Origin of the sequence: Shewanella sp. SG41-4 (assembly GCF_014164505.1) — a bacterium.
Taxonomy (GTDB): domain Bacteria; phylum Pseudomonadota; class Gammaproteobacteria; order Enterobacterales; family Shewanellaceae; genus Shewanella.
In genome coordinates, this window is sequence record NZ_JACJFI010000053.1 from 1 (window position 1) to 20175 (window position 20175).

Here is a 20175-nt window from a genome sequence, read left to right on the forward strand (position 1 = left end):
GAACCACACCTTGCTCATCACCACTGCGATTTAAAGGATGAAGCAGATCACGACTAATCTTATTCGCTTCATCTAGAATGGCTAATGCAGTATCCATGTCGACAACATCTGCCATAGCAGGAAGTTGTTCCCACGTAGCTTGGGCATCAAATACCTGTTCCAACAAGAATTGCATGTCCTTCAATGGGGCTTGATATGGGTTCATAAGAGTCTCTTAAACAAATAATTAAAACAGTTGTTTTAATTTATACTAAAGTGTGACAAAAAGAAAAGCTTTTTAGCAATTATCTAACCATAATTTGACGAATCTCGACTCATGTCAGCCTTTATCTCAATAGTTTATGTTTCTCAGCCCGATAGGGTTCCAATGAGTTACAATTACCCGTAGGATCCTTGAGTTAACAGCTTATTTGATTGAGATCTGTGACCCTTAGATCTTGATTTGATGACCCAATAGATCTACCCCTTAGAATTAGACTATAGCGAACGGCACTTTATGCATACACGTACTGACGAGACCTCCCGATCATCTGCTATATCTGAGCACTATCAACAAGTCACTATTATTGGCAATGCACATGGCGATTGGCAGCCCGCCGAAATGGGTCATACATTTATTTTCAACGCAACTGAACATGATGCCGATAGCGTCATAAACATTTGTAATGGTCCTTATGCTGGTTCACATCAAGCCTTTGTTGTAAGTAATAGTCTCGATGATAATCAATTAGTCTCATTACTCACTGAGGTAGGTGAAACACTCGATAGCCAACTTAATTGCTGGCCATCTTCGGGATTGGTGACCATTCTATTGATGTCGTTGATGGCAAAACAGGTCAATGTACAACGTATGTCTTTGTTACCGTCTTTAGCGAGACCCAATGACATGCCGGCTTCAGAGCATTTGCCTTGTATGGTGCATAATTGGTTAGGTGAACGTCGTATCGCATTAGGTTTGCAACTCACCAGTAATAATATTCAGTGGCCCGAATTATTTGTAGATGATGCATCTACTTTATTGATACATGATGTTGAACCTGTTGATATTAATCCGTTTGAAATACTATTGAGTGATGCAGTTCGTCGACGCCAAAATGATGTATTAACCCCAGATAATTCTGATCCGCAATTTAAAATTGCCCAGCGCTTAGCCTTGCAAGTGACAACAGAGCAACCAGATAATCTTGATGTGCAATATGCGTTGTTAGCCGCATTGAGTAACTTACCTAGCGTGCAATGGCTAACCTATGCCAACCAAAGCGATCTCATCATGGCCGAGTCATTGTTTTATAATCAATATCCACAAACAGCCAGTTATTGGTACCTTATTGATAATCAAGCATCACAATACTTAGACACTATCCGCCATCACCTTGCTTATTGTCAGCAAGTGATCGCGTTAACGGCCAAGCAGAGTCATACCGACAGGCAAAGTATTGGTTAACAGCAAACAAAAACGCCTCTAAATAGAGGCGTTTTTGTTAATGGTTAATAATAAATGGTTAAGGATGGCCAATTACCACATTAAATCATCTGGAATTGCATAATCTGCATATGGATCATCGACTCCACTTACCTGCTCAACAGAATCTTTAGCCGCTTTATCCCATAAATAACCACACCATTGTGGAACGAGTAGCTTCACTCGCTCTGCAAGCTTATGCGGTACGATGTAGGTTTTATCTTCATAACGGACTATGCCTAAACTGCCATTGAGTAAATCAGCTTGAATTTTATCGGTAATATAAACCGAATAAATCTTATTTTCTAAGGTGAAGTTAAACTTAAGCTCAGCATCTCGCGCAACAGTAATTGCAAATTTAGAAAACTCACTGATTAAACCACGGACTTGACCTTTTTCAGATGCTTGCGCAAAGCGTTGCTCATTCAATGCTTTATCTTTTTTCGCTTGCACTAATTTTTGCTCGGCAATTTGTTGCTTGAGCTCTGAACTGCCGTCATCAATTTTGGCTTTTTTGTCACGACGTTTCTGTGTTTTTGCGTCGCGGACTTTCTGTTTACTGGCAAGACCTGCTTTAAGCAGTTGATCTTGTAATGCATTTGCCATGGTATTTACCTTTAAATTTATCGATTTTTATAAACCGTGCTTGGCGGCTATGTCGCCTAATTCTGTCATTGCAATACTGGCCCCACCCAATGACCAACCACCATCAACAGGCAAAACAACACCGGTAATGTATGACGCCATGTCAGATGCAAGGAACAAAGCTGCATTAGCAATATCTTGACCTTTACCATTGCGTTTTAGCGGCACACTATTGGCCACTCGCTGTTGCATTTCATCACTTGGCGCTAAGCGGTTAAAGCCTTCGGTATCTGCTATTGGGCCTGGTACGATAGAGTTAATTCGTATCCCTTCAACGCCCCATTCTAGTGCTAATGTGCGAGTTAACATATCGACTCCAGCTTTAGCGGCACAAACATGCACTTGTAACGGCATCGCGATATACGCTTGTGGTGCGGAAATTTGAATAATGCTGCCATTCGGGCGTGATAACAATGGGTAAGCTTGTTTCAACACTTGAAAACTGCCAATTAAGTCAATATCGATAACCGATTTAAAACCATTATTAGACAGTTTTGCCGCACTGGCGGGAAAGTTACCCGCAGCGCCACTCACTAATACGTCTATATGACCGTAGAGATCTGCAATTTTGGTAAAACCAACCGTTAATGCATCGTTGTCACGAACATCGAAACTTACGCCTAAATGCTTGGCGTTCGGATTAGCTTGTGTAAGCAATTCTACTGCGGCATTGACCTTATCGATACTGCGACTCGCGACCGCAACATTGGCACCGGCTGTAGCAAATTGAATGGCTACTTGAAGGTTTATTCCAGATGTACCACCCACCACCACAACATTTTTACCGGTGTAATCAAACCCTTTTTCATCAAACCCTTTTTCATCAAACATAGTCATCCCTTATTTCTGTGTGATTTGGTTAATGCAGATACGTTATCTTTACAGCTAGATTGAACAGGTGCCTTGATTAAGTCAATTCAACCGTTACCGCGACAACATATCAAACATGCAGTGATTGATAGATAGCTTTAAGTGCTGCTAATGGATCGGCTGCTTGAGTTATAGGTCGACCAATCACCAAATAATCTGACCCTGCCGCAATAGCTTGTGGTGGCGTCATGACACGATGTTGGTCACCAGCATCTGTGCCTGCAGGTCGAATACCCGGTGTAACCAGGGTGAAGTCTTGTCCAAATGATGATTTAAGCAATTTAGCTTCTTGAGCCGAACACACAACCCCGTCTAACCCTGCTTGATGAGTCAATTTGGCTAAGCGCAGCACATGTTCAAACGCTGGGACATTAATACCAAGTAACACTAAATCTTCATCTGACATCGATGTTAATACCGTAACGGCTATCAATAATGGTGCGTCGTCACCAAATGGTATCAATGCTTTTTTAGCTGCCTGCATCATGGCTAAGCCGCCACTTGCATGTACGTTGGTCATCCACACGCCTAAATCGGCGGCGGCGGCAACGGCTTTTGCAACGGTATTGGGAATATCATGAAATTTCAAATCAAGAAATAAATCAAAATCACGACTGTGGATGTCTTTAACCAGATCGGGTCCGAATAAAGTAAACATCTCTTTACCGATTTTTAAACGACAGATATCTGGGTCAAGTTTATCAATAAAGGTTAATGCGTCGTTTTTATTGTCATAGTCGAGGGCGACTACAATGGATTTATCACTCATTAGGACTCCAGCGGCAATAGCTTGTATTATGCGTCTATTATAGGGTTTCTATCTTTTGATGGCGACGTTATTCACCATCGAGACCTTTGATACGCTTGATACTGCCCCACTGTTTACAAGACGGACAATGCCAATATAAACCGTGAGAGGGAAAACCACACTCAGTACAGCGATAACTAGGGCGAAATTTAATTTGTTGTTCAACGAGTTGTTCTAGCATTGATAAACTTTGTTTTGCTTGCCCTTCTTCAGCTTGCTTAATGTGTAGTTTCATTAAGTGCTGAAAACCTTTCATGGTCGGATGATTATATAGGTTATCCAGCATCATAGTTTCAGCACTTTGATTTTGGCCAAGACTTATTTGATGTTCGGCTAACGCTACAACGACACTAGCACCCGCGCCATCGGCAATAGCTTTAGCAAGTAATTCACTAAAGCCTGTTGGATCTTTGGTGTCGCGATATACTTGTTTTGCAATGGAAACACCATCAGCAAATAAATTGATATCAGCCACTTTTAGCTCTTGTAGCGCCTGTTTACATAACTCAAATTGGCCTGCATCGAGATACATTTTCGCTAACGTTAACCAAGCACGACCGCATTGGGCGTCTTGTTTGATGGCTTGTTGTAGTTTTTTGATTTTTTCAGCGTCATTATTGGCTTCATCAGCTAACTGACAATAAAAATGGGCCGTGGTGCATTTAAGCACTTGTTGACGTTTACGAGGTAGGCGCTTAGTGATATTGATGGCGTCTTGCCACTCTTTAGTCACTTGGTAGATTAACAACAGTTGTGTTTCAGCTTCTTCACTGTGGTCATCTTGACTGACTAAGTTAATAAAAATTTCTTCGGCGCGGTCATAAAACCCTGCTGCCATATAATCTTTACCTAGCTCCATCATAGCAATGTCACGTTGCTCATTGGTTAAGCTGGGCCTTGCAATCAAATTTTGATGAATACGTATTGAACGGTCAACTTCACCACGTTTACGAAATAACGAACCTAATGATAAATGGGTGTCGATAGTTTCATCATCAACATCTAACATACTTATGAATAGATCGACCGCTTTGTCAGACTCATTCGACAGTAAAAAGTTAAGCCCAGTAAAATAATCTCGGCTTAATTTTTTACTCTGCTGGCTATCACTATGACGAATACTGCGTCGTCCCATGTACCATCCATAACCGGCAGCGATAGGCAATAACAAGAACAAGATCTCTAGCATACTAGGCTGCTTGATCCTTAGGAGTCACAACAACACTAATTGCATCCGCAGCAGTATACTTTTTAAGTGCTTTGTTACTTTTACGTAACGCGATTTTTAACTTAACAATATGGTAGCTTGCAAATATCCAGCTGATAATAAATCCGCTAAAAAATACCACAGCAAGCACCATAGGCAATCGATACTGCCCTTCAGCAATAAAGTAACTTAAGGTGACAACTTGTTCATTTTTAGCGCCAAATAATAAAGCTAAAACAAACAATAATCCGACAAGTACAACAATAATAAATGATCTCACGCTATTCTCCATGAAGGTGCATCAATATAATGATTATCCAAGAAATTTACTGAGCTGACCAGCATTGACTGCCATTAGATACAAAAAAGCCTCCAATTGGAGGCTTTTTATTCAAGCGTTAATTAACAATTAACAGCATCGACACGTTCGCGCAGTTCTTTTCCCGGCTTAAAGTGCGGTACATATTTGCCTTCCAAGTCAACAGAGGTTCCTGTTTTTGGATTACGACCCATACGTGGTGCACGATAGTGAAGTGAAAAACTACCAAATCCACGGATCTCTATACGATCACCGGTTTCTAATGTTGTTGCCATTTGCTCCAACATTTCTTTGATTGCACTTTCCACTTCTTTCGCCGACAGTTGCGACTGCCTAGTGGCGAGTTTTTCGATAAGTTCAGATTTTGTCATCTTAGCTATCCCATATTATCAAGCCAAACACAGTCGCCTAATGGGGACCACGTCCCCATACAACAGACGATTTTCGATTACTTACGAGCTGCTTTAAAGGCTTCTGCCATTGCGCTGCTCATTACTACATCGTCTTGCTTGTTCAAAGTAGCGATCGCTTCTTTCTGTTCAGCTTCATCTTTCGCTTTGATAGATAAGCTGATAGAACGGTTCTTACGATCTACACCCATGAACTTAGCTTCGATTGCATCACCAACTGAATAAACAGTAGATGCATCTTCGATGCGGTCTGCAGAGATGTCAGCTACACGAATGTAACCTTCAACTGTTTCTGCTAATTCAACTGTAACACCTTTTGCGTCAACAGCAGAAACAGTACCGTGAACTACGGTGCCTTTCTTCTTGTCAGCTAAGTATGCGTTGAATGGATCATCTTCAGTTTGCTTAACACCTAGGCTGATGCGCTCACGCTCTGGGTCTACTGAAAGAACTACAGCGTGGATCTCATCGCCTTTCTTGTATTCAGAAACTGCGTCTTCGCCAGTACCGTTCCAAGAAATGTCAGATAAGTGAACAAGACCATCGATTCCACCGTCAAGACCGATAAAGATACCGAAGTCAGTGATTGACTTGATCTTACCAGATACTTTGTCGCCTTTGTTGTAACGAGTTGCGAAGTCATCCCATGGGTTAACTTTACACTGTTTAAGGCCTAGAGAAATACGACGACGCTCTTCATCGATGTCTAGTACTAACACTTCAACTTCATCACCTAAGTTAACAACTTTAGATGGGTGAATGTTCTTGTTAGTCCAATCCATTTCAGAAACGTGTACTAAACCTTCAACACCTTCTTCGATTTCAACGAAACAACCGTAGTCAGTTAGGTTAGTTACGCGACCAGTAAGACGTGTGCTTTCTGGGTAGCGCTTGCTGATTTCTAACCATGGATCTTCGCCAAGTTGCTTAAGACCTAGTGATACGCGTGTACGCTCACGGTCATACTTAAGAACTTTAACGTTGATTTCGTCACCAACATTAACGATTTCAGATGGGTGCTTAACACGCTTCCAAGCCATATCAGTGATATGTAAAAGACCGTCTACACCACCTAAGTCTACGAATGCACCGTAGTCAGTAAGGTTTTTAACGATACCTTTAACAGCTTGACCTTCTTGTAGATTCTCAAGAAGAGTATCACGTTCAGCACTGCTTTCAGATTCGATAACTGCACGACGAGAAACAACAACGTTGTTGCGCTTCTGATCAAGCTTGATAACTTTGAATTCTAATTCTTTGTACTCTAAGTGAGCTGTGTCGCGAACTGGGCGCACGTCAACTAGAGAACCTGGTAAGAAGGCACGGATACCGTTTAATTCAACAGTGAAACCACCTTTAACTTTACCATTGATGATACCGATTACAGTTTCAGCATCTTCGTACGCTTTTTCTAGAACGATCCAAGCTTCATGACGCTTAGCTTTTTCGCGAGACAATTGAGTCTCACCGAAGCCATCTTCAACAGAGTCAAGGGCTACGTCAACTTCATCACCAACTTGAATTTCTAAAACGCCTTGTGCGTTTTTGAATTCGTCAGCATTGATTGGGCTTTCAGACTTAAGACCTGCGTCAACAAGTACCATACCGTTTTCGATGGCAACAACAGTACCACGGACGATAGAACCTGGACGGAACTCTAGAGTTTCAAGGGATTGTTCAAATAGATCAGCAAAAGATTCAGTCATGTTTTGGGTTACTTTCATTAAATAAACCACCATCCATCCTAGATGTGGAGTCTAGTAATATTATTCGGATCATCCATGACACGAATACCTACTGCACAATAAACGACAATTCGCTTATGAGACAGTAATTTTTTGTCCAACGTATTCAAGAACTTGCTTCAATACATCTTCAATACCTATGCCGCTTGTATCAATAACAAGGGCATCTTCAGCTGGGACTAGCGGCGAAGCGGCGCGATTAGTATCACGGTCGTCTCGTTCAATAATTTCAGCTAAAAGGCGATCGATTTTAACATCGAAGCCATTGTCCTGCAACTGATTATACCGTCTTTGCGCACGTTCTTCAGCAGACGCAGTTAAAAATATTTTTACTGGTGCTTTAGAAAAAACCACTGTGCCCATATCGCGTCCGTCGGCAACTAAGCCTGGAGCGGCACAAAATGCACGTTGGCGACGTAGTAGTGCCTCACGAACACGCGGCAATGCGGCAACTTTTGAGGCAGCATTCGAGCATTCTTGTGTCCGAATGGTGGTGGTTACATCTTCACCTTCGAGAATCACTTTGATGGCATCAGACTCGGTACCTGTCAAAAATTGAACATCTAGGTGTGCAGCTAACAAAGTCAGTGCTTCTTCGTTTTCTAGTCCAACATCATGATGAATAGCGGCTAAGGCTAAAACACGATAAATCGCACCACTGTCTAACAAATGCCACCCTAAATGTTGTGCCAACAATTGACATATCGTCCCTTTCCCTGCACCGCTTGGGCCATCTACTGTGATCACTGGAGATCGTTCAGACATAATTTCCTCCGAAAATAATCTATCTTCCTTGAAAAGATAAAGGGTTCATCAACAAAATAAGCGCGCGCATTGTATAACAAAAAAATGTTAATTACTGATGAATTTTCGGTTATTAAAACCAAGATCGACCTTTAGCACATACCTGATGCACTAAAGGGTCTGTTTTAATTCCACGTTGTAATATTATTTTGCCAGTTGTGCAAATTGAGCAAAATAATCTGGAAATGTTTTAGATGTGCAATCTGGGTCGTTGATAGTGATACCGCAATTGGCAAAAGCCATCATTGAAAAACACATTGCCATGCGATGATCATTATAGGTATCAATTGCTGCAGTATTTAATTCTGCAGGTGGTGTGATGGTAATATAGTCATGGCCTTCTTCAACTGTCGCACCGACTTTACGTAATTCAGTGGCCATAGCCGCTAGGCGGTCAGTTTCTTTTATGCGCCAGTTGTATATATTGGTCAGTTTTGTGGTGCCTTTAGCAAATAATGCCGCGGTTGCAATGGTCATTGCGGCATCAGGAATATGGTTCATGTCCATTTCAATAGCACTGAGGCTCGATTTTCTGGCAATAATGAAATCATCGCCCCACTCTATATCTGCACCCATTTGGGCTAATGCATCCGCAAACTTAACATCACCTTGAATACTTAAACGACCCACACCAGTGACTTTAACTTCGCCGCCTTGAATAGCACCCGCAGCGAGGAAGTAAGATGCCGACGAAGCGTCACCTTCTACCAGAACTTTACCTGGTGACACATATTGTTGACCGGCTTTAATTTCGAAACGTCGATATTGGTGATTGATAACTTCAACACCAAACTGCTTCATTAACGCGATGGTGATGTCAATATAAGGCTTAGAGACAAGCTCGCCTTTAATATTAATGTTTACGCTATCTTTGGTCAGTGGCGCGACCATTAGTAATGCCGTTAAAAACTGGCTTGATAAATCACCGGCAATGTCAACATCACCGCCATTTAAGCCAGTTGCTTTAATCGTTAACGGTGGGAAACCGTCATTTTTAAGATACGTGACATCGGCACCTAATTGACGCAGCGCATCGACTAAATCACCAATTGGGCGCTCTTCCATACGCGGCTCGCCTGTTAAGGTAAACTCACCATGGCCTAACGTCAGTGCAGCGCATAATGGTCGCATTGCGGTACCCGCATTGCCAAGAAATAAACGTTGTGGATCCACAGATGAAATTGCACCACCTAAACCTGTTAGTTCACATACTGTATTATTGTGAGACAACTGGTAATGCACACCTAACTGCTTTAATGATGCCAACATATAACGAATGTCATCAGAGTCGAGTAAGTTAGTCAGCGTGGTTTTACCTTGTGCTAAGGTCGCTAATAACAGCGCGCGGTTTGAAATGCTCTTAGAGCCTGGAATGTTAATTTCGCCATTCATGCGAGTAATTTGGTCTAGACGCAGTTGTTTCATTAATACTCTTCTTTAGTGTTGCACTCATTAAACGTCTATCGATCGATATGAGTAAAAGGCTTCGCCGGAAATAAGCGTGACATAAGTAATGTGATGCGGGTCGGTGCAACACCTGACAAATACATGTCACTGGCAATGTTTCGATACAGTTTGCTAATAATTGACTAAATAATTCTTCGTAGCCCTACGTTACTGATTGTCAGCAAGGATTCAACCGTTATTTTGTGTTTTAGGCGACTTTTATGCTCAAGTTGAAAATTTTTTATCTTTAGCGCTTTTTTATTGGCAAATAGGACCGTTACAAAGGTTAATTCGGCTGTCAGGCTTAGTTGCCATAAATCAAAATAACCCTGTTGCAAATATCCCATTACAGCTGATTTAGCAGTTCTTTATTGATGTAAATCACGTTATGCTAAAGACCATAATGCATATCTTGTTAGCTTATTTCGCCCTAATGTCTGTAATTTTAAATAAGAAGGTCAATTCATGTTCAATTCTTTAACCGCGATGCCTGCCGATCCTATTTTAGGCTTATTGACTCAATACCGCGAAGACAGCCACCCAAATAAAGTCGATTTAGGTGTGGGCGTATACAAGGATCCTGTTGGCCATACACCTATTCTAGATTGTGTAAAAGCCGCTGAGAAAATTCGTTTAGACACAGAAACAACCAAAGTGTACATCGGCCCGACAGGCTCAGCGTCTTTCAACCAACTTATGGGTGAATTAGCTTTTGGTACCAGCCACAGTGCATTACTGGCTAACAGAGTTCGTACAGTGTCCACCCCTGGCGGAACCGGTGCTCTGCGCGTAGCGGCTGACTTTATTAAACGTTGTAATCCTAATGCTGTTTTATGGGTAAGCGACCCAACATGGGCAAACCACACAGGTTTATTTGAAGCAGCTGGCATTACAGTTAAAACCTATCCGTACTACGACTACGACAGTAAAACCCTTAAATTTGATCAAATGCTAGCAACGTTAAATACCATTGGTAAAGATGACGTGGTGTTATTACATGCTTGCTGCCATAACCCAAGCGGTATGGATTTAACCACTGAGCAATGGGATGAAGTGGTTAAGGTTACGGTGAAGCAAGGCTTTACACCATTAATTGATATGGCTTATCAAGGTTTTGGTGACGGCGTTGATGAAGATGCTTATGGCGTACGTCAAATGGCTGCCGCAGTTGAAAGCATGATTTTATGCAGCTCTTGCTCGAAGAACTTTGGCTTATACCGCGAACGTATTGGCGCTTGCTCAATTGTTGCTAAAGACAGCGCCACTGTAGATGTTGCTCAATCAGTATTGTTATACGTTGTGCGCTGCATTTATTCTATGCCGCCAGCACACGGTGCTGCGATTGTTGAGACCATTTTAGGCAACCCAGCTCTCAAGCAACAATGGTTAGACGAGCTTAAAGTCATGCGTGACCGTATTAATGGTAATCGCGCAATGTTGGTTAATCAATTAGCAGCCAATGGTGTTGACCGTGACTTTAGTTTTATTGCCCGCCAAAAAGGGATGTTCTCATTTTTAGGTGTTAAGCCAGAACAAGTAGCAATCCTTAAACAGCAGTACAGTGTTTACATGGTGGGTTCAAGCAGAATCAGTATTGCCGGTATTAGTGAAACGAACGTTGATTATTTAGCAAAATCTATTGCGGCAGTGTTATAACCAATTTTATTTAGATAATGATAAGTGAATAACATTACCTCATAAACAGGTCGCTTATAGCGACCTGTTTTATTTTTGAGTTTATAAAAGTACCTGTTCCCGAATTTACCTTGAAACGAGGTAATAAACCGCTATCAAGTTTACAGTTTGATGTAATACCAATTCCACTAATTATCTGGTCATTCAGCGGGAATTCTGTGCCTTCTAGGCAAATAATAGGATTGTAGGCATAGTTGCTCTTCGTCAAAATGCTATTAAGCAGCATAGAAGGCACAGAAACCCGCCTTGCAGGAGACGCTCAGACAGTCTATTTCTTTGTTGCATTGCTTTAAAAGGGAATAACCATTGTTTCAACAATGCGCCTCAAACTGAACAGTCTGAGCGACTCTGATTGGTCGCATAATTAATGGAAATGGTATAAATCCCTTACCAACTCCATTTGTTAATCCTGCTGAGGTTAACTTACCCGCCCCTGTTATTAATGGCTTCTGGTGACGTTATACATGCCAAACCGAAACAACTCATCTTACTGAGGTGAGTCTATATGGCTAATGCTTAACATCATTAATTATTGGTATTTAGGCACACGTAACTGCATTGTTAATGCTGTAGGTGATGGTTGTATATGAATTGAAGCCGCTTGTAGTTTTTAATTTACGGTCATCGGGAGATAGCTCCCATTACATAAACATTATTAACATAATGACACTGTAACTGTTTAATTTTTCTAAAAAAGAGATAGCCTGACGCTGAATTTAACAAATCAGGAAGGTGAAACCGTCATGCAAAATAAAGCCATAAGTGTACAAGAGATCCCCGTGTCAGCCGTTGTTTCAAGTACGGGTTGGTCACGTCAGGATACAACCTGGATGTTGAGCTTGTTTGGCACCGCGGTTGGCGCTGGAATTTTATTTTTACCTATTAATGCTGGAATGGGTGGTTTTTGGCCATTAGTGTTGATGGCACTCATGATAGGCCCAATGACCTATCTGGCTCACCGTGGATTATCTCGATTCTTATGCTCATCAGCGATTCCAGGCAGTGACATCACTCAGGTTGTTGAAGAACATTTTGGAACAGGAGCGGGTAAAGCGATTACTTGGCTGTATTTTTTAGCCATATATCCAATCGTATTAATCTATGGTGTCGGGATAACCAATACCGTCGACAGTTTCATTATTAATCAATTAGGCATGTTTACCGACGTCCCAAGAATTTTACTCGACGGTACGCCTGCACTGACGGAAGCTGGCGGGCAAATAATCGATAAAGTCAGTGGTATTCCACGCTGGCTTCTTTCGGGCATGCTCATCTTAGGCATGATGTCGGTGATGGTTGCGGGAGAAAAATTTATGCTCTCCGTGACGCGGTTATTAGTCTATCCACTCGTCGCTATCCTTGCTTTTATGTCTTTGTATCTCATACCAGACTGGAAGTTTGATGCATTAATGGTTGTGCCTTCGACAACGAATTTTTTCGGTACTGTCTGGTTAACCATCCCAGTGTTGGTATTTGCCTTTAACCATTCGCCCGCTATCTCACAGTTCTCGGTTTCTCTCAAAAAAGAACACGGCGCTAATGCCTCTCATAAAGCCGATGTCATCCTACGTAATACGGCCATTATGCTAGTGGGATTTGTGATGTTGTTTGTGTTCTCTTGTGTACTGTCGTTAACACCGGCGCAATTATTAGAAGCGAAGGCCGATAACTTGCCAATATTGTCTTATCTTGCCAACGTGCATGAAAGTGGCTTTATCAGCTATTTTGCCCCTGTGATAGCTTTCATCGCCATTATTTCATCTTTCTTCGGTCACTATATGGGCGCCACAGAAGGGTTAAAAGGCATAATTATTAAACAACTACCTGATAGCAGCAAGCCAGAAAACAGCACAAAAGTTGATAAATTTATTTTAGGATTTATGTTTATCACCACTTGGGCTGTGGCAATTATGAATCCAAGCATTCTGGGAATGATTGAAGCGCTTGGTGGCCCGGTGATTGCGGCAATTTTGTATCTAATGCCAATGTATGCGATATACAGAGTACCTGCACTAAAAGCTTACCGAGGACGATTAAGTAACATATTCGTCGTCATTACCGGTTTATTGTCTATGACCGCCATTCTTTTCGGTTTACTGAGTTAAATAAGATAATTTGAGCGGGAGCACACCCGCTCGAATGATTCATTGAGGCAGAGTTTTGTATAAAAGACTCAGTCAAAATGTAGTGTTATCCTTCAACTTCTACTGTTGTACATTTATCAAAAAACAAAAACTAGAAGTAGCTCAAAACCTTACTAGCATTATCTTGCTACTATAAAACCCATATCACCTCCTTCCCTTGAGTTAATTCAGTTAATGTCTTTTTACCAATCCCCAAAAAAATTGTCTGCATTTGATGCTAAGTTTGAAGCACAAAAAATAGCCTTTGCACCGGTAAGTTTTCAAGTCGCTCGTTGCTTAAGTCAATTTGGCATACTCACAAAGGTTGATGACGCCGGTGATGAAGGTATTAGCTTAATTGAACTGATGCAACAGGTTGAATTGTCTGAATATGCCATTCACGTATTGCTCGATATGGGATTAAGTATGGGCATTTTTTGGTGTAAGGATGATCGTTATCGACTTGATAAAACGGGTTATTTCTTACTCCATGATGATATGGCCGCAAAAAATCTAAACTTCATTCATGATGTTTGCTATCAAGGCTTGTTTGACCTTGACGATTCACTTAAGCAAGGCAAAGCAATAGGACTAAAACACTTTGGCGATTGGGACACTATTTACCCGGGGTTAAGTCAGCTACCTGAACAAACTAAAAAAAGTTGGTTCGAGTTTGATCATTATTATTCAGACCATGCCTTTGACAGTTTATTGCCTTTGATATTCAAGTCCAATCCGGCGCATATTATTGATGTGGGTGGCAATACCGGTAAATGGGCATTTGCCTGCACCCATTATAATAAAAACGTCAACGTCACCATTATGGATTTACCGGGGCAACTTGCTGTTGCAATGAAAAATGCCAACACTCATTTGGTTGCAGATCGTGTTCATCCGTTTGAAACAGATTTACTCGATAACGACAAGCCTTTTTACCAAGGTGGTGATTTATATTGGATGAGTCAATTTTTAGATTGTTTTTCTAAACAACAAATCATCACTATTCTTCAACGCACTGTGGCGGCAATGAAACCTGACAGTGAACTGTGTATATTAGAGACGTATTGGGATCGACAACCCCACGAAGCTGGTGCCTATTGCGTTAACGCAACCTCTTTGTATTTTACCGCGATTGCCAATGGCAATAGCCGGATGTATCACAGTAAAGATATGCTTAAAATGATCAATGAGGCAGGCTTGTATGTTGATGAAGACATCGACAACATTGGCCTAGGCCATACTTTACTGCGCTGTAAATTAAAGCCGATGAATTAACAGAATTCCCAGACCAGTATGGCCAGTGGCAAGATGTTCGATCAGTAATATAGCGATAAAATACACATTTATTGATGACATAAAAAAAGCGAATGCTGTTTGGCATTCGCTTTTTCTTTATTAAGCCGATCTTACGTTAAATAAATAAGCGGTTCGAATTAACTGTGCTTTACGGCGAAGTTATTCATAAAATCCACTAAGGCTTGCACACCCGCTAGCGGCATGGCGTTATAAATACTGGCACGCATTCCACCGACAATACGATGACCTTTTAACGCGACTAACCCAGCCTGCTCCGCTTGTGCTAAAAACTCACCGTCTAAGGCATCATTGACCAGTTGAAAAGTAACGTTCATGCGTGAGCGGTTTTGTGGTACTACACCGTTTTTATAAAACGGATTGCTGTCGATACAAGCATACAGTAACGCAGCTTTTTGTTGGTTCACTTCAGCCATCGCACTTATGCCGCCATTTGCGGCTAACCACGCAAACACTTCAGAGGCTAAATACCAAGCAAACGTTGGCGGTGTATTAAACATAGAACCATGCTCAACGGCAACGCGATAATCCATTACAGATGATTGCGGCAGACTCGGCAGTTTCAGCATATCGTCACGCACAATAACAATCGACAAGCCTGATGGACCAATGTTCTTTTGCGCGCCGGCATAAATAAGGCCGTACTTGCTGACATCAATCTCATGCGACATGATGGTCGATGATAAATCAGCAACAATTGGCCATGGGCTGTCTAACTCTTCAAAAATCTCGATACCATCTACGGTTTCATTTGAGCAATAGTGCACATAGCGATAATCTTTATCAATTGCCGTTAAGTCCGGCAATTTAACCTGATTCAGTCCATTGATCTGTTCAACAATATTGATACTGTCAATATTGTGCTCGCCTACCAATTTGTTTGCTTCAGTTACCGCTGCCGATGACCACTGACCACTCACCAAATAAAGTGCCCGACCATTATCGCCCAGAAAGTTATTCACTATGTTAGAAAATTGAGCTCGGCCACCACCGTGCATAAATAACACATGGTAATTAGCAGGAATGTTCATCAATTTGCGTAATGTCACCTCTGCTTGCTCGGTCAGCGCAATAAACTCTTTACTGCGATGACTGATTTCCATCACGGAGACGCCTAGGCCATTCCAATCAATTAATTCCTGTTGTGCTTTTTGCATTACAGCTTGAGGTAACATGGCAGGTCCAGCACAGAAATTATAAATCGCGCTCACAGACAACTCCTTTGACAAATAATCAATATAGACAATAACAATTTAACCGTAATAGTAAGTATTTTACGGGTTGATGAATAGGCCTTTATTTACCTATTTTGATGAAATTTATTCCGTAAAATAAAACGGGCGCCATAAAGGCGCCCGTTCGAGGATATCTACAACAAGAGTAATCTATTATTCTTGTTCGTCATCTTCGTTTTTGGCTTCGTCTGAATCTGTTGCTTCAACATCGTCAGTTGACTCAGCATCTGTCACTTCAGCATCGATAACATCACTTGCTGGAATAACATTGCCTTCTTCGTCTAACAACTCTTCAGTTTGAATTTCTTCAATACGCTGCAAACCAACGACTTTCTCGTCTTCTGCGGTACGGATGATAGTCACACCTTGAGTGTTACGACCAATAATCGATACGCCTTCAGCAGGAGTACGCACTAAGGTGCCTTTATTACTGATCAACATGATTTCGTCAAAAGTACCTACTTGAACAGCACCGACGACTTCACCGTTACGTTCACTGACTTTAATCGACACAACGCCTTTAGTACCGCGGCTCTTCGCTGGGTATTCACTTAGCTCTGTACGTTTACCGTACCCATTTTCAGTTACGGTTAAAATTGCTCCGTCACCTTTAGGCACAATTAACGACACCACTTTTTGGCCCGCATCAAGTTTAATACCACGAACACCGGTAGCGGTACGGCCCATTGGGCGTAGTGCAATGATTTCTTCGCCAGTTTCAGCATCAATCTTCACTTCACCGGTTTCTGAATCACGCGCTTTCTCATTAAAGCGAACCACTTTACCTTCGTTAGAGAACAACATAATGTCGTCACTACCTTCAGTAATATCAACGCCAATTAATTGGTCGCCGTCTTTTAAGTTCACCGCAATAATGCCGTTTGCACGAGGGTTACTGTATGCAGTTAATGCTGTTTTCTTAACGGTACCATGTGCTGTAGCCATGATGATAAATTTATCATCTGCGTACTCACGGACCGGTAGAATGGCAGTAATGTGCTCGCCGTCAGACAGTGGTAATAAGTTAACAATAGGACGACCACGGGCAGTACGACTTGCCAATGGTAATTGATACACTTTTAACCAGTACATCTTACCAAAGTCAGAGAAACACAAGATGGTGTCATGGGTGTTTGCCACCAATAACTTTTCAACAAAGTCTTCATCTTTTACTTTAGTTGCCGCTTTGCCTTTACCACCACGACGCTGCGCTTGGTAATCAGACAGTACTTGGTATTTCGCATAACCTAAGTGAGACAAGGTCACTACAACGTCTTCTTCATTGATTAAGTCTTCAAGACTCATATCAATTTCGTTAGCGTTGATAATCGTGCGACGCTCATCACCGTATTGCTCAAGTATTTCTTCAAGTTCTTCTTTAATCACTTCCATCAAACGAGATGGAGTACGAAGAATGAATAACAAACCTGCAATCAGAACTAAAAGCTCTTCATATTCAGCTAGGATTTTGTCATGTTCTAGACCGGTTAAACGGTGCAGACGTAATTCCAAAATCGCTTGTGCTTGTTGTTCGGTTAAATAGTACTGACCGTCACGGATACCGAACTCAGGCTCTAACCATTCAGGGCGTGCAGCGTCATCGCCAGCTTTTTCAAGCATGCCTTGTACATGACCTAATTCCCAACCTTGTGCAACCAATTTTGCTTTGGCTTCTGCAGGTGTAGGTGAGGCTTTAATAAGCGCACTAATAGGGTCGATGTTAGCCAATGCAATGGCAAGTGCTTCAAGAACATGAGCACGTTCGCGGGCTTTACGCAGTTCAAATACAGTACGGCGAGTGACCACTTCACGACGGTGAAGAATAAAACACTCAAGCATTTCTTTAAGGTTAAACAATTTAGGCTGACCATTAGTCAATGCCACCATGTTGATCCCAAAAGAACACTGCATTTGTGTTTGAGAATATAAGTTGTTTAGTACAACCTCACCCACTTCACCACGTTTGATTTCAATAACAATACGCATACCGTCTTTATCAGACTCATCGCGTAGGCCACTGATACCTTCTAATTTTTTATCTTTAACAAGCTCGGCAATTTTTTCAATCAAACGGGCTTTGTTAACTTGATATGGAATTTCATGAACAATAATACGTTCACGACCATTCTCGTCAGTTTCAACATCCGCTTTAGAGCGCATGATAGCGCGGCCACGGCCAGTGTGATAAGCATCGATGATGCCTTTACGACCGTTTATTGAAGCTGCTGTTGGAAAATCTGGACCTGGAATGTATTCCATTAACTGTTCAATCGATAAACTTGGTTCTTCGATTAACGCCAAACAGCCTTTCACCACTTCTGTTAAATTGTGTGGTGGAATGTTAGTGGCCATACCGACCGCAATACCAGATGAACCATTGATTAATAAGTTCGGTACGCGTGTTGGTAATACCGCAGGGATCATCTCTGTGCCATCGTAGTTAGGCACAAAATCCACAGTTTCTTTTTCAAGGTCGGCTAATAATGAATGCGCCAACTTTTGCATGCGGATTTCGGTATAACGCATCGCCGCTGCAGAGTCACCGTCGACCGAACCAAAGTTCCCTTGTCCGTCAATCAATGTGTAGCGTAGCGAGAACGGTTGCGCCATACGTACAATTGTATCGTATACAGCAGTATCACCGTGTGGGTGATATTTACCAATTACGTCACCAACGACACGAGCGGATTTTTTATATGGTTTGTTCCAATCGTTTTTTAATTCGCTCATTGCGAACAATACTCGACGGTGAACTGGTTTTAAACCGTCACGGACGTCAGGTAATGCACGACCTACAATTACACTCATTGCGTAATCAAGGTAAGAATTTTTAAGTTCGTCTTCGATGTTAATTGGCGAAATAGATGATGCCAGATCAGTCATAAACTGCGCGTTCCCCTAAAGTGAGCTGACAATAAAACTTCCATATTATTATCTAGCTTAAAAACGTGATTTGGCATTCTAACACAGATATTTAATGTCGCCAGAGCAAAGACCAGCCAAATGCTCTATCACTCTTAAAAATTATAAAAAAGCTAATATTTTCAGCTAATTTAGTTTATTCATTAGCTAATATATGACTAAATTTTAGCAACAATAACCATTAATTTGCCGATGCTTTAAGCACTTGATAACACAAAACGACAATTTCCCTCGCTTAAATGGATATTTTATGAGCAAGCGAGAACACCAAAAGCCATTGTTGACTATTAATAGCAAAGGTTATCGCTATAATAGCGACCATACTTTAATACACACTCAGGTTAAGTTATGTCACACGCTGAACAATCGACACCCAATGTGGATCCACTAGAGATCGCAAAATTTGAAGCCATGGCACAAACTTGGTGGGATCTCAATGGCGAGTTCAAGCCATTACATTTACTTAATCCCCTGCGTTTAAATTACATTGATCAAACCGCTAATGGCATTTTCGAAAATAAAGTCTTAGATGTAGGCTGTGGTGGCGGCATTTTATCAGAAAGCATGGCACGCCTTGGCGCCCACGTTGACGGTATTGATATGGGCGGCGAGCCGCTTGAAGTCGCAAAACTGCATGCCTTAGAGTCTGGCGTTACTGTCAATTACCTCAAAACAACAGCCGAAGCACATCGTGATACCCACCGCGAGTATTACGATGTAGTCACTTGCATGGAAATGCTCGAACATGTACCCGATCCACAATCGGTTATTCAAGCCTGTTGTGACATGGTTAAACCTAATGGTTTTGTGTTTTTCTCGACCATCAACCGTAATATGATGTCATATTTGCAAACGATTATCGGTGCCGAGTATTTATTAAAAATGCTGCCAATTGGCACCCACGATCACAGTAAGTTCATACGTCCATCGGAACTGATGGCATTGGTCGATAACACCGACTTATTGTGTAAAGATGCGCTGGGAATTACCTACAATCCATTGTCGGGTGTGTTTAAGTACACTAAAAGTGTCGATGTTAACTATATGATAGCCACTCAAAAAATCGATTAATCATCCAGGTGATTCTTTTCAACATTTCAATGTGAATGCACCACAATAGCGTTATGTTGTGCCAATAACGCTATAAAGGGCTTGCAGTGTCTATTGTTA

At 41.6% G+C, this 20175-nt stretch carries 16 protein-coding genes and 1 pseudogene; 5 read left to right on the plus strand and 12 right to left on the minus strand.

Going from position 1 to position 20175, the window contains the following annotated elements; translation table 11 throughout:
* A pseudogene (locus H5202_RS07355) lies at window positions 1–205 on the minus strand (acyl-CoA dehydrogenase); the annotation flags it as partial.
* A 291-nt stretch (window positions 206–496) separates the two neighbouring features.
* On the opposite strand from H5202_RS07355, the gene H5202_RS07360 reads away from it, so the two are divergent.
* Window positions 497–1444 (plus strand): hypothetical protein, encoded by a 948-nt coding sequence (locus tag H5202_RS07360; protein ID WP_182771507.1) that lies wholly within the window; start codon window positions 497–499, stop codon window positions 1442–1444.
* 72 nt (window positions 1445–1516) lie between these two features.
* Here H5202_RS07360 and H5202_RS07365 read toward each other — a convergent pair whose 3' ends face one another.
* The 9 genes from H5202_RS07365 to aroA all read right to left on the minus strand — a co-directional run bounded on the left by H5202_RS07365 (window position 1517) and on the right by aroA (window position 9695).
* On the minus strand, window positions 1517–2068 hold the full coding sequence (locus H5202_RS07365; protein ID WP_182771508.1) for a DUF2058 domain-containing protein: 552 nt from the start codon (window positions 2066–2068) through the stop codon (window positions 1517–1519).
* Between the two features lie 27 nt (window positions 2069–2095).
* Window positions 2096–2938 (minus strand): SDR family oxidoreductase, encoded by an 843-nt coding sequence (locus H5202_RS07370; RefSeq protein WP_182771509.1) that lies wholly within the window; start codon window positions 2936–2938, stop codon window positions 2096–2098.
* A 109-nt stretch (window positions 2939–3047) separates the two neighbouring features.
* On the minus strand, window positions 3048–3746 hold the full coding sequence (pyrF, locus tag H5202_RS07375) for an orotidine-5'-phosphate decarboxylase (protein WP_182771510.1): 699 nt from the start codon (window positions 3744–3746) through the stop codon (window positions 3048–3050).
* Window positions 3747–3813: 67 nt separating this feature from the next.
* The gene (gene lapB / locus H5202_RS07380) at window positions 3814–4974 is read right to left on the minus strand and encodes a lipopolysaccharide assembly protein LapB (RefSeq protein ID WP_182771511.1); all 1161 of its coding nucleotides are present in this window, start codon (window positions 4972–4974) and stop codon (window positions 3814–3816) included.
* A 1-nt stretch (window position 4975) separates the two neighbouring features.
* Window positions 4976–5272, minus strand: coding sequence for a LapA family protein (locus H5202_RS07385; protein WP_336244784.1), 297 nt, complete (start codon window positions 5270–5272; stop codon window positions 4976–4978).
* Between the two features lie 122 nt (window positions 5273–5394).
* Complete coding sequence (gene ihfB / locus H5202_RS07390) at window positions 5395–5682, minus strand: integration host factor subunit beta (RefSeq protein ID WP_182771513.1); 288 nt, start codon at window positions 5680–5682, stop codon at window positions 5395–5397.
* A gap of 77 nt (window positions 5683–5759) precedes the next feature.
* The gene (rpsA, locus tag H5202_RS07395) at window positions 5760–7427 is read right to left on the minus strand and encodes a 30S ribosomal protein S1 (protein WP_182771522.1); all 1668 of its coding nucleotides are present in this window, start codon (window positions 7425–7427) and stop codon (window positions 5760–5762) included.
* A gap of 114 nt (window positions 7428–7541) precedes the next feature.
* Entirely contained in the window at window positions 7542–8231 is a 690-nt protein-coding gene (gene cmk / locus H5202_RS07400; protein ID WP_182771514.1) for a (d)CMP kinase, read from the minus strand.
* Window positions 8232–8414: 183 nt separating this feature from the next.
* Complete coding sequence (aroA, locus tag H5202_RS07405) at window positions 8415–9695, minus strand: 3-phosphoshikimate 1-carboxyvinyltransferase (RefSeq protein WP_182771515.1); 1281 nt, start codon at window positions 9693–9695, stop codon at window positions 8415–8417.
* Window positions 9696–10181: 486 nt separating this feature from the next.
* On the opposite strand from aroA, the gene H5202_RS07410 reads away from it, so the two are divergent.
* The 3 genes from H5202_RS07410 to H5202_RS07420 all read left to right on the plus strand — a co-directional run bounded on the left by H5202_RS07410 (window position 10182) and on the right by H5202_RS07420 (window position 14809).
* Complete coding sequence (locus tag H5202_RS07410) at window positions 10182–11372, plus strand: amino acid aminotransferase (protein WP_182771516.1); 1191 nt, start codon at window positions 10182–10184, stop codon at window positions 11370–11372.
* Window positions 11373–12154: 782 nt separating this feature from the next.
* A complete protein-coding gene (locus H5202_RS07415; RefSeq protein ID WP_182771517.1) occupies window positions 12155–13516 on the plus strand; it encodes an aromatic amino acid transport family protein in 1362 nt (453 codons plus the stop codon).
* Between the two features lie 213 nt (window positions 13517–13729).
* Window positions 13730–14809, plus strand: coding sequence for a methyltransferase (locus H5202_RS07420; protein WP_182771518.1), 1080 nt, complete (start codon window positions 13730–13732; stop codon window positions 14807–14809).
* A 158-nt stretch (window positions 14810–14967) separates the two neighbouring features.
* On the opposite strand, the gene serC is transcribed toward H5202_RS07420, so the two are convergent.
* Window positions 14968–16059 carry a 3-phosphoserine/phosphohydroxythreonine transaminase gene (gene serC / locus H5202_RS07425; RefSeq protein WP_182771519.1) on the minus strand — a complete coding sequence of 364 codons (1092 nt, stop codon included), beginning with the start codon at window positions 16057–16059 and terminating at the stop codon, window positions 14968–14970.
* A 177-nt stretch (window positions 16060–16236) separates the two neighbouring features.
* Window positions 16237–18966, minus strand: a complete 2730-nt coding sequence (gyrA, locus tag H5202_RS07430; RefSeq protein ID WP_182771520.1) for a DNA gyrase subunit A — start codon at window positions 18964–18966, stop codon at window positions 16237–16239.
* A gap of 387 nt (window positions 18967–19353) precedes the next feature.
* On the opposite strand from gyrA, the gene ubiG reads away from it, so the two are divergent.
* On the plus strand, window positions 19354–20076 hold the full coding sequence (gene ubiG / locus H5202_RS07435; protein ID WP_182771521.1) for a bifunctional 2-polyprenyl-6-hydroxyphenol methylase/3-demethylubiquinol 3-O-methyltransferase UbiG: 723 nt from the start codon (window positions 19354–19356) through the stop codon (window positions 20074–20076).
* Window positions 20077–20175 lie beyond the last annotated feature (99 nt).

What these genes read in the sequence shown, in the direction of transcription:
- lapB (WP_182771511.1), bottom strand. Translation starts at nt 4,974, where the DNA reads ATGCTAGAGATCTTGTTCTTGTTATTGCCTATCGCTGCCGGTTATGGA.
- gyrA (WP_182771520.1), bottom strand. Translation starts at nt 18,966, where the DNA reads ATGACTGATCTGGCATCATCTATTTCGCCAATTAACATCGAAGACGAA.
- pyrF (WP_182771510.1), bottom strand. Translation starts at nt 3,746, where the DNA reads ATGAGTGATAAATCCATTGTAGTCGCCCTCGACTATGACAATAAAAAC.
- H5202_RS07415 (WP_182771517.1), top strand. Translation starts at nt 12,155, where the DNA reads ATGCAAAATAAAGCCATAAGTGTACAAGAGATCCCCGTGTCAGCCGTT.
- cmk (WP_182771514.1), bottom strand. Translation starts at nt 8,231, where the DNA reads ATGTCTGAACGATCTCCAGTGATCACAGTAGATGGCCCAAGCGGTGCA.
- ubiG (WP_182771521.1), top strand. Translation starts at nt 19,354, where the DNA reads ATGTCACACGCTGAACAATCGACACCCAATGTGGATCCACTAGAGATC.
- ihfB (WP_182771513.1), bottom strand. Translation starts at nt 5,682, where the DNA reads ATGACAAAATCTGAACTTATCGAAAAACTCGCCACTAGGCAGTCGCAA.
- H5202_RS07420 (WP_182771518.1), top strand. Translation starts at nt 13,730, where the DNA reads ATGTCTTTTTACCAATCCCCAAAAAAATTGTCTGCATTTGATGCTAAG.
- H5202_RS07410 (WP_182771516.1), top strand. Translation starts at nt 10,182, where the DNA reads ATGTTCAATTCTTTAACCGCGATGCCTGCCGATCCTATTTTAGGCTTA.
- aroA (WP_182771515.1), bottom strand. Translation starts at nt 9,695, where the DNA reads ATGAAACAACTGCGTCTAGACCAAATTACTCGCATGAATGGCGAAATT.
- rpsA (WP_182771522.1), bottom strand. Translation starts at nt 7,427, where the DNA reads ATGACTGAATCTTTTGCTGATCTATTTGAACAATCCCTTGAAACTCTA.
- H5202_RS07365 (WP_182771508.1), bottom strand. Translation starts at nt 2,068, where the DNA reads ATGGCAAATGCATTACAAGATCAACTGCTTAAAGCAGGTCTTGCCAGT.
- H5202_RS07370 (WP_182771509.1), bottom strand. Translation starts at nt 2,938, where the DNA reads ATGTTTGATGAAAAAGGGTTTGATGAAAAAGGGTTTGATTACACCGGT.
- H5202_RS07360 (WP_182771507.1), top strand. Translation starts at nt 497, where the DNA reads ATGCATACACGTACTGACGAGACCTCCCGATCATCTGCTATATCTGAG.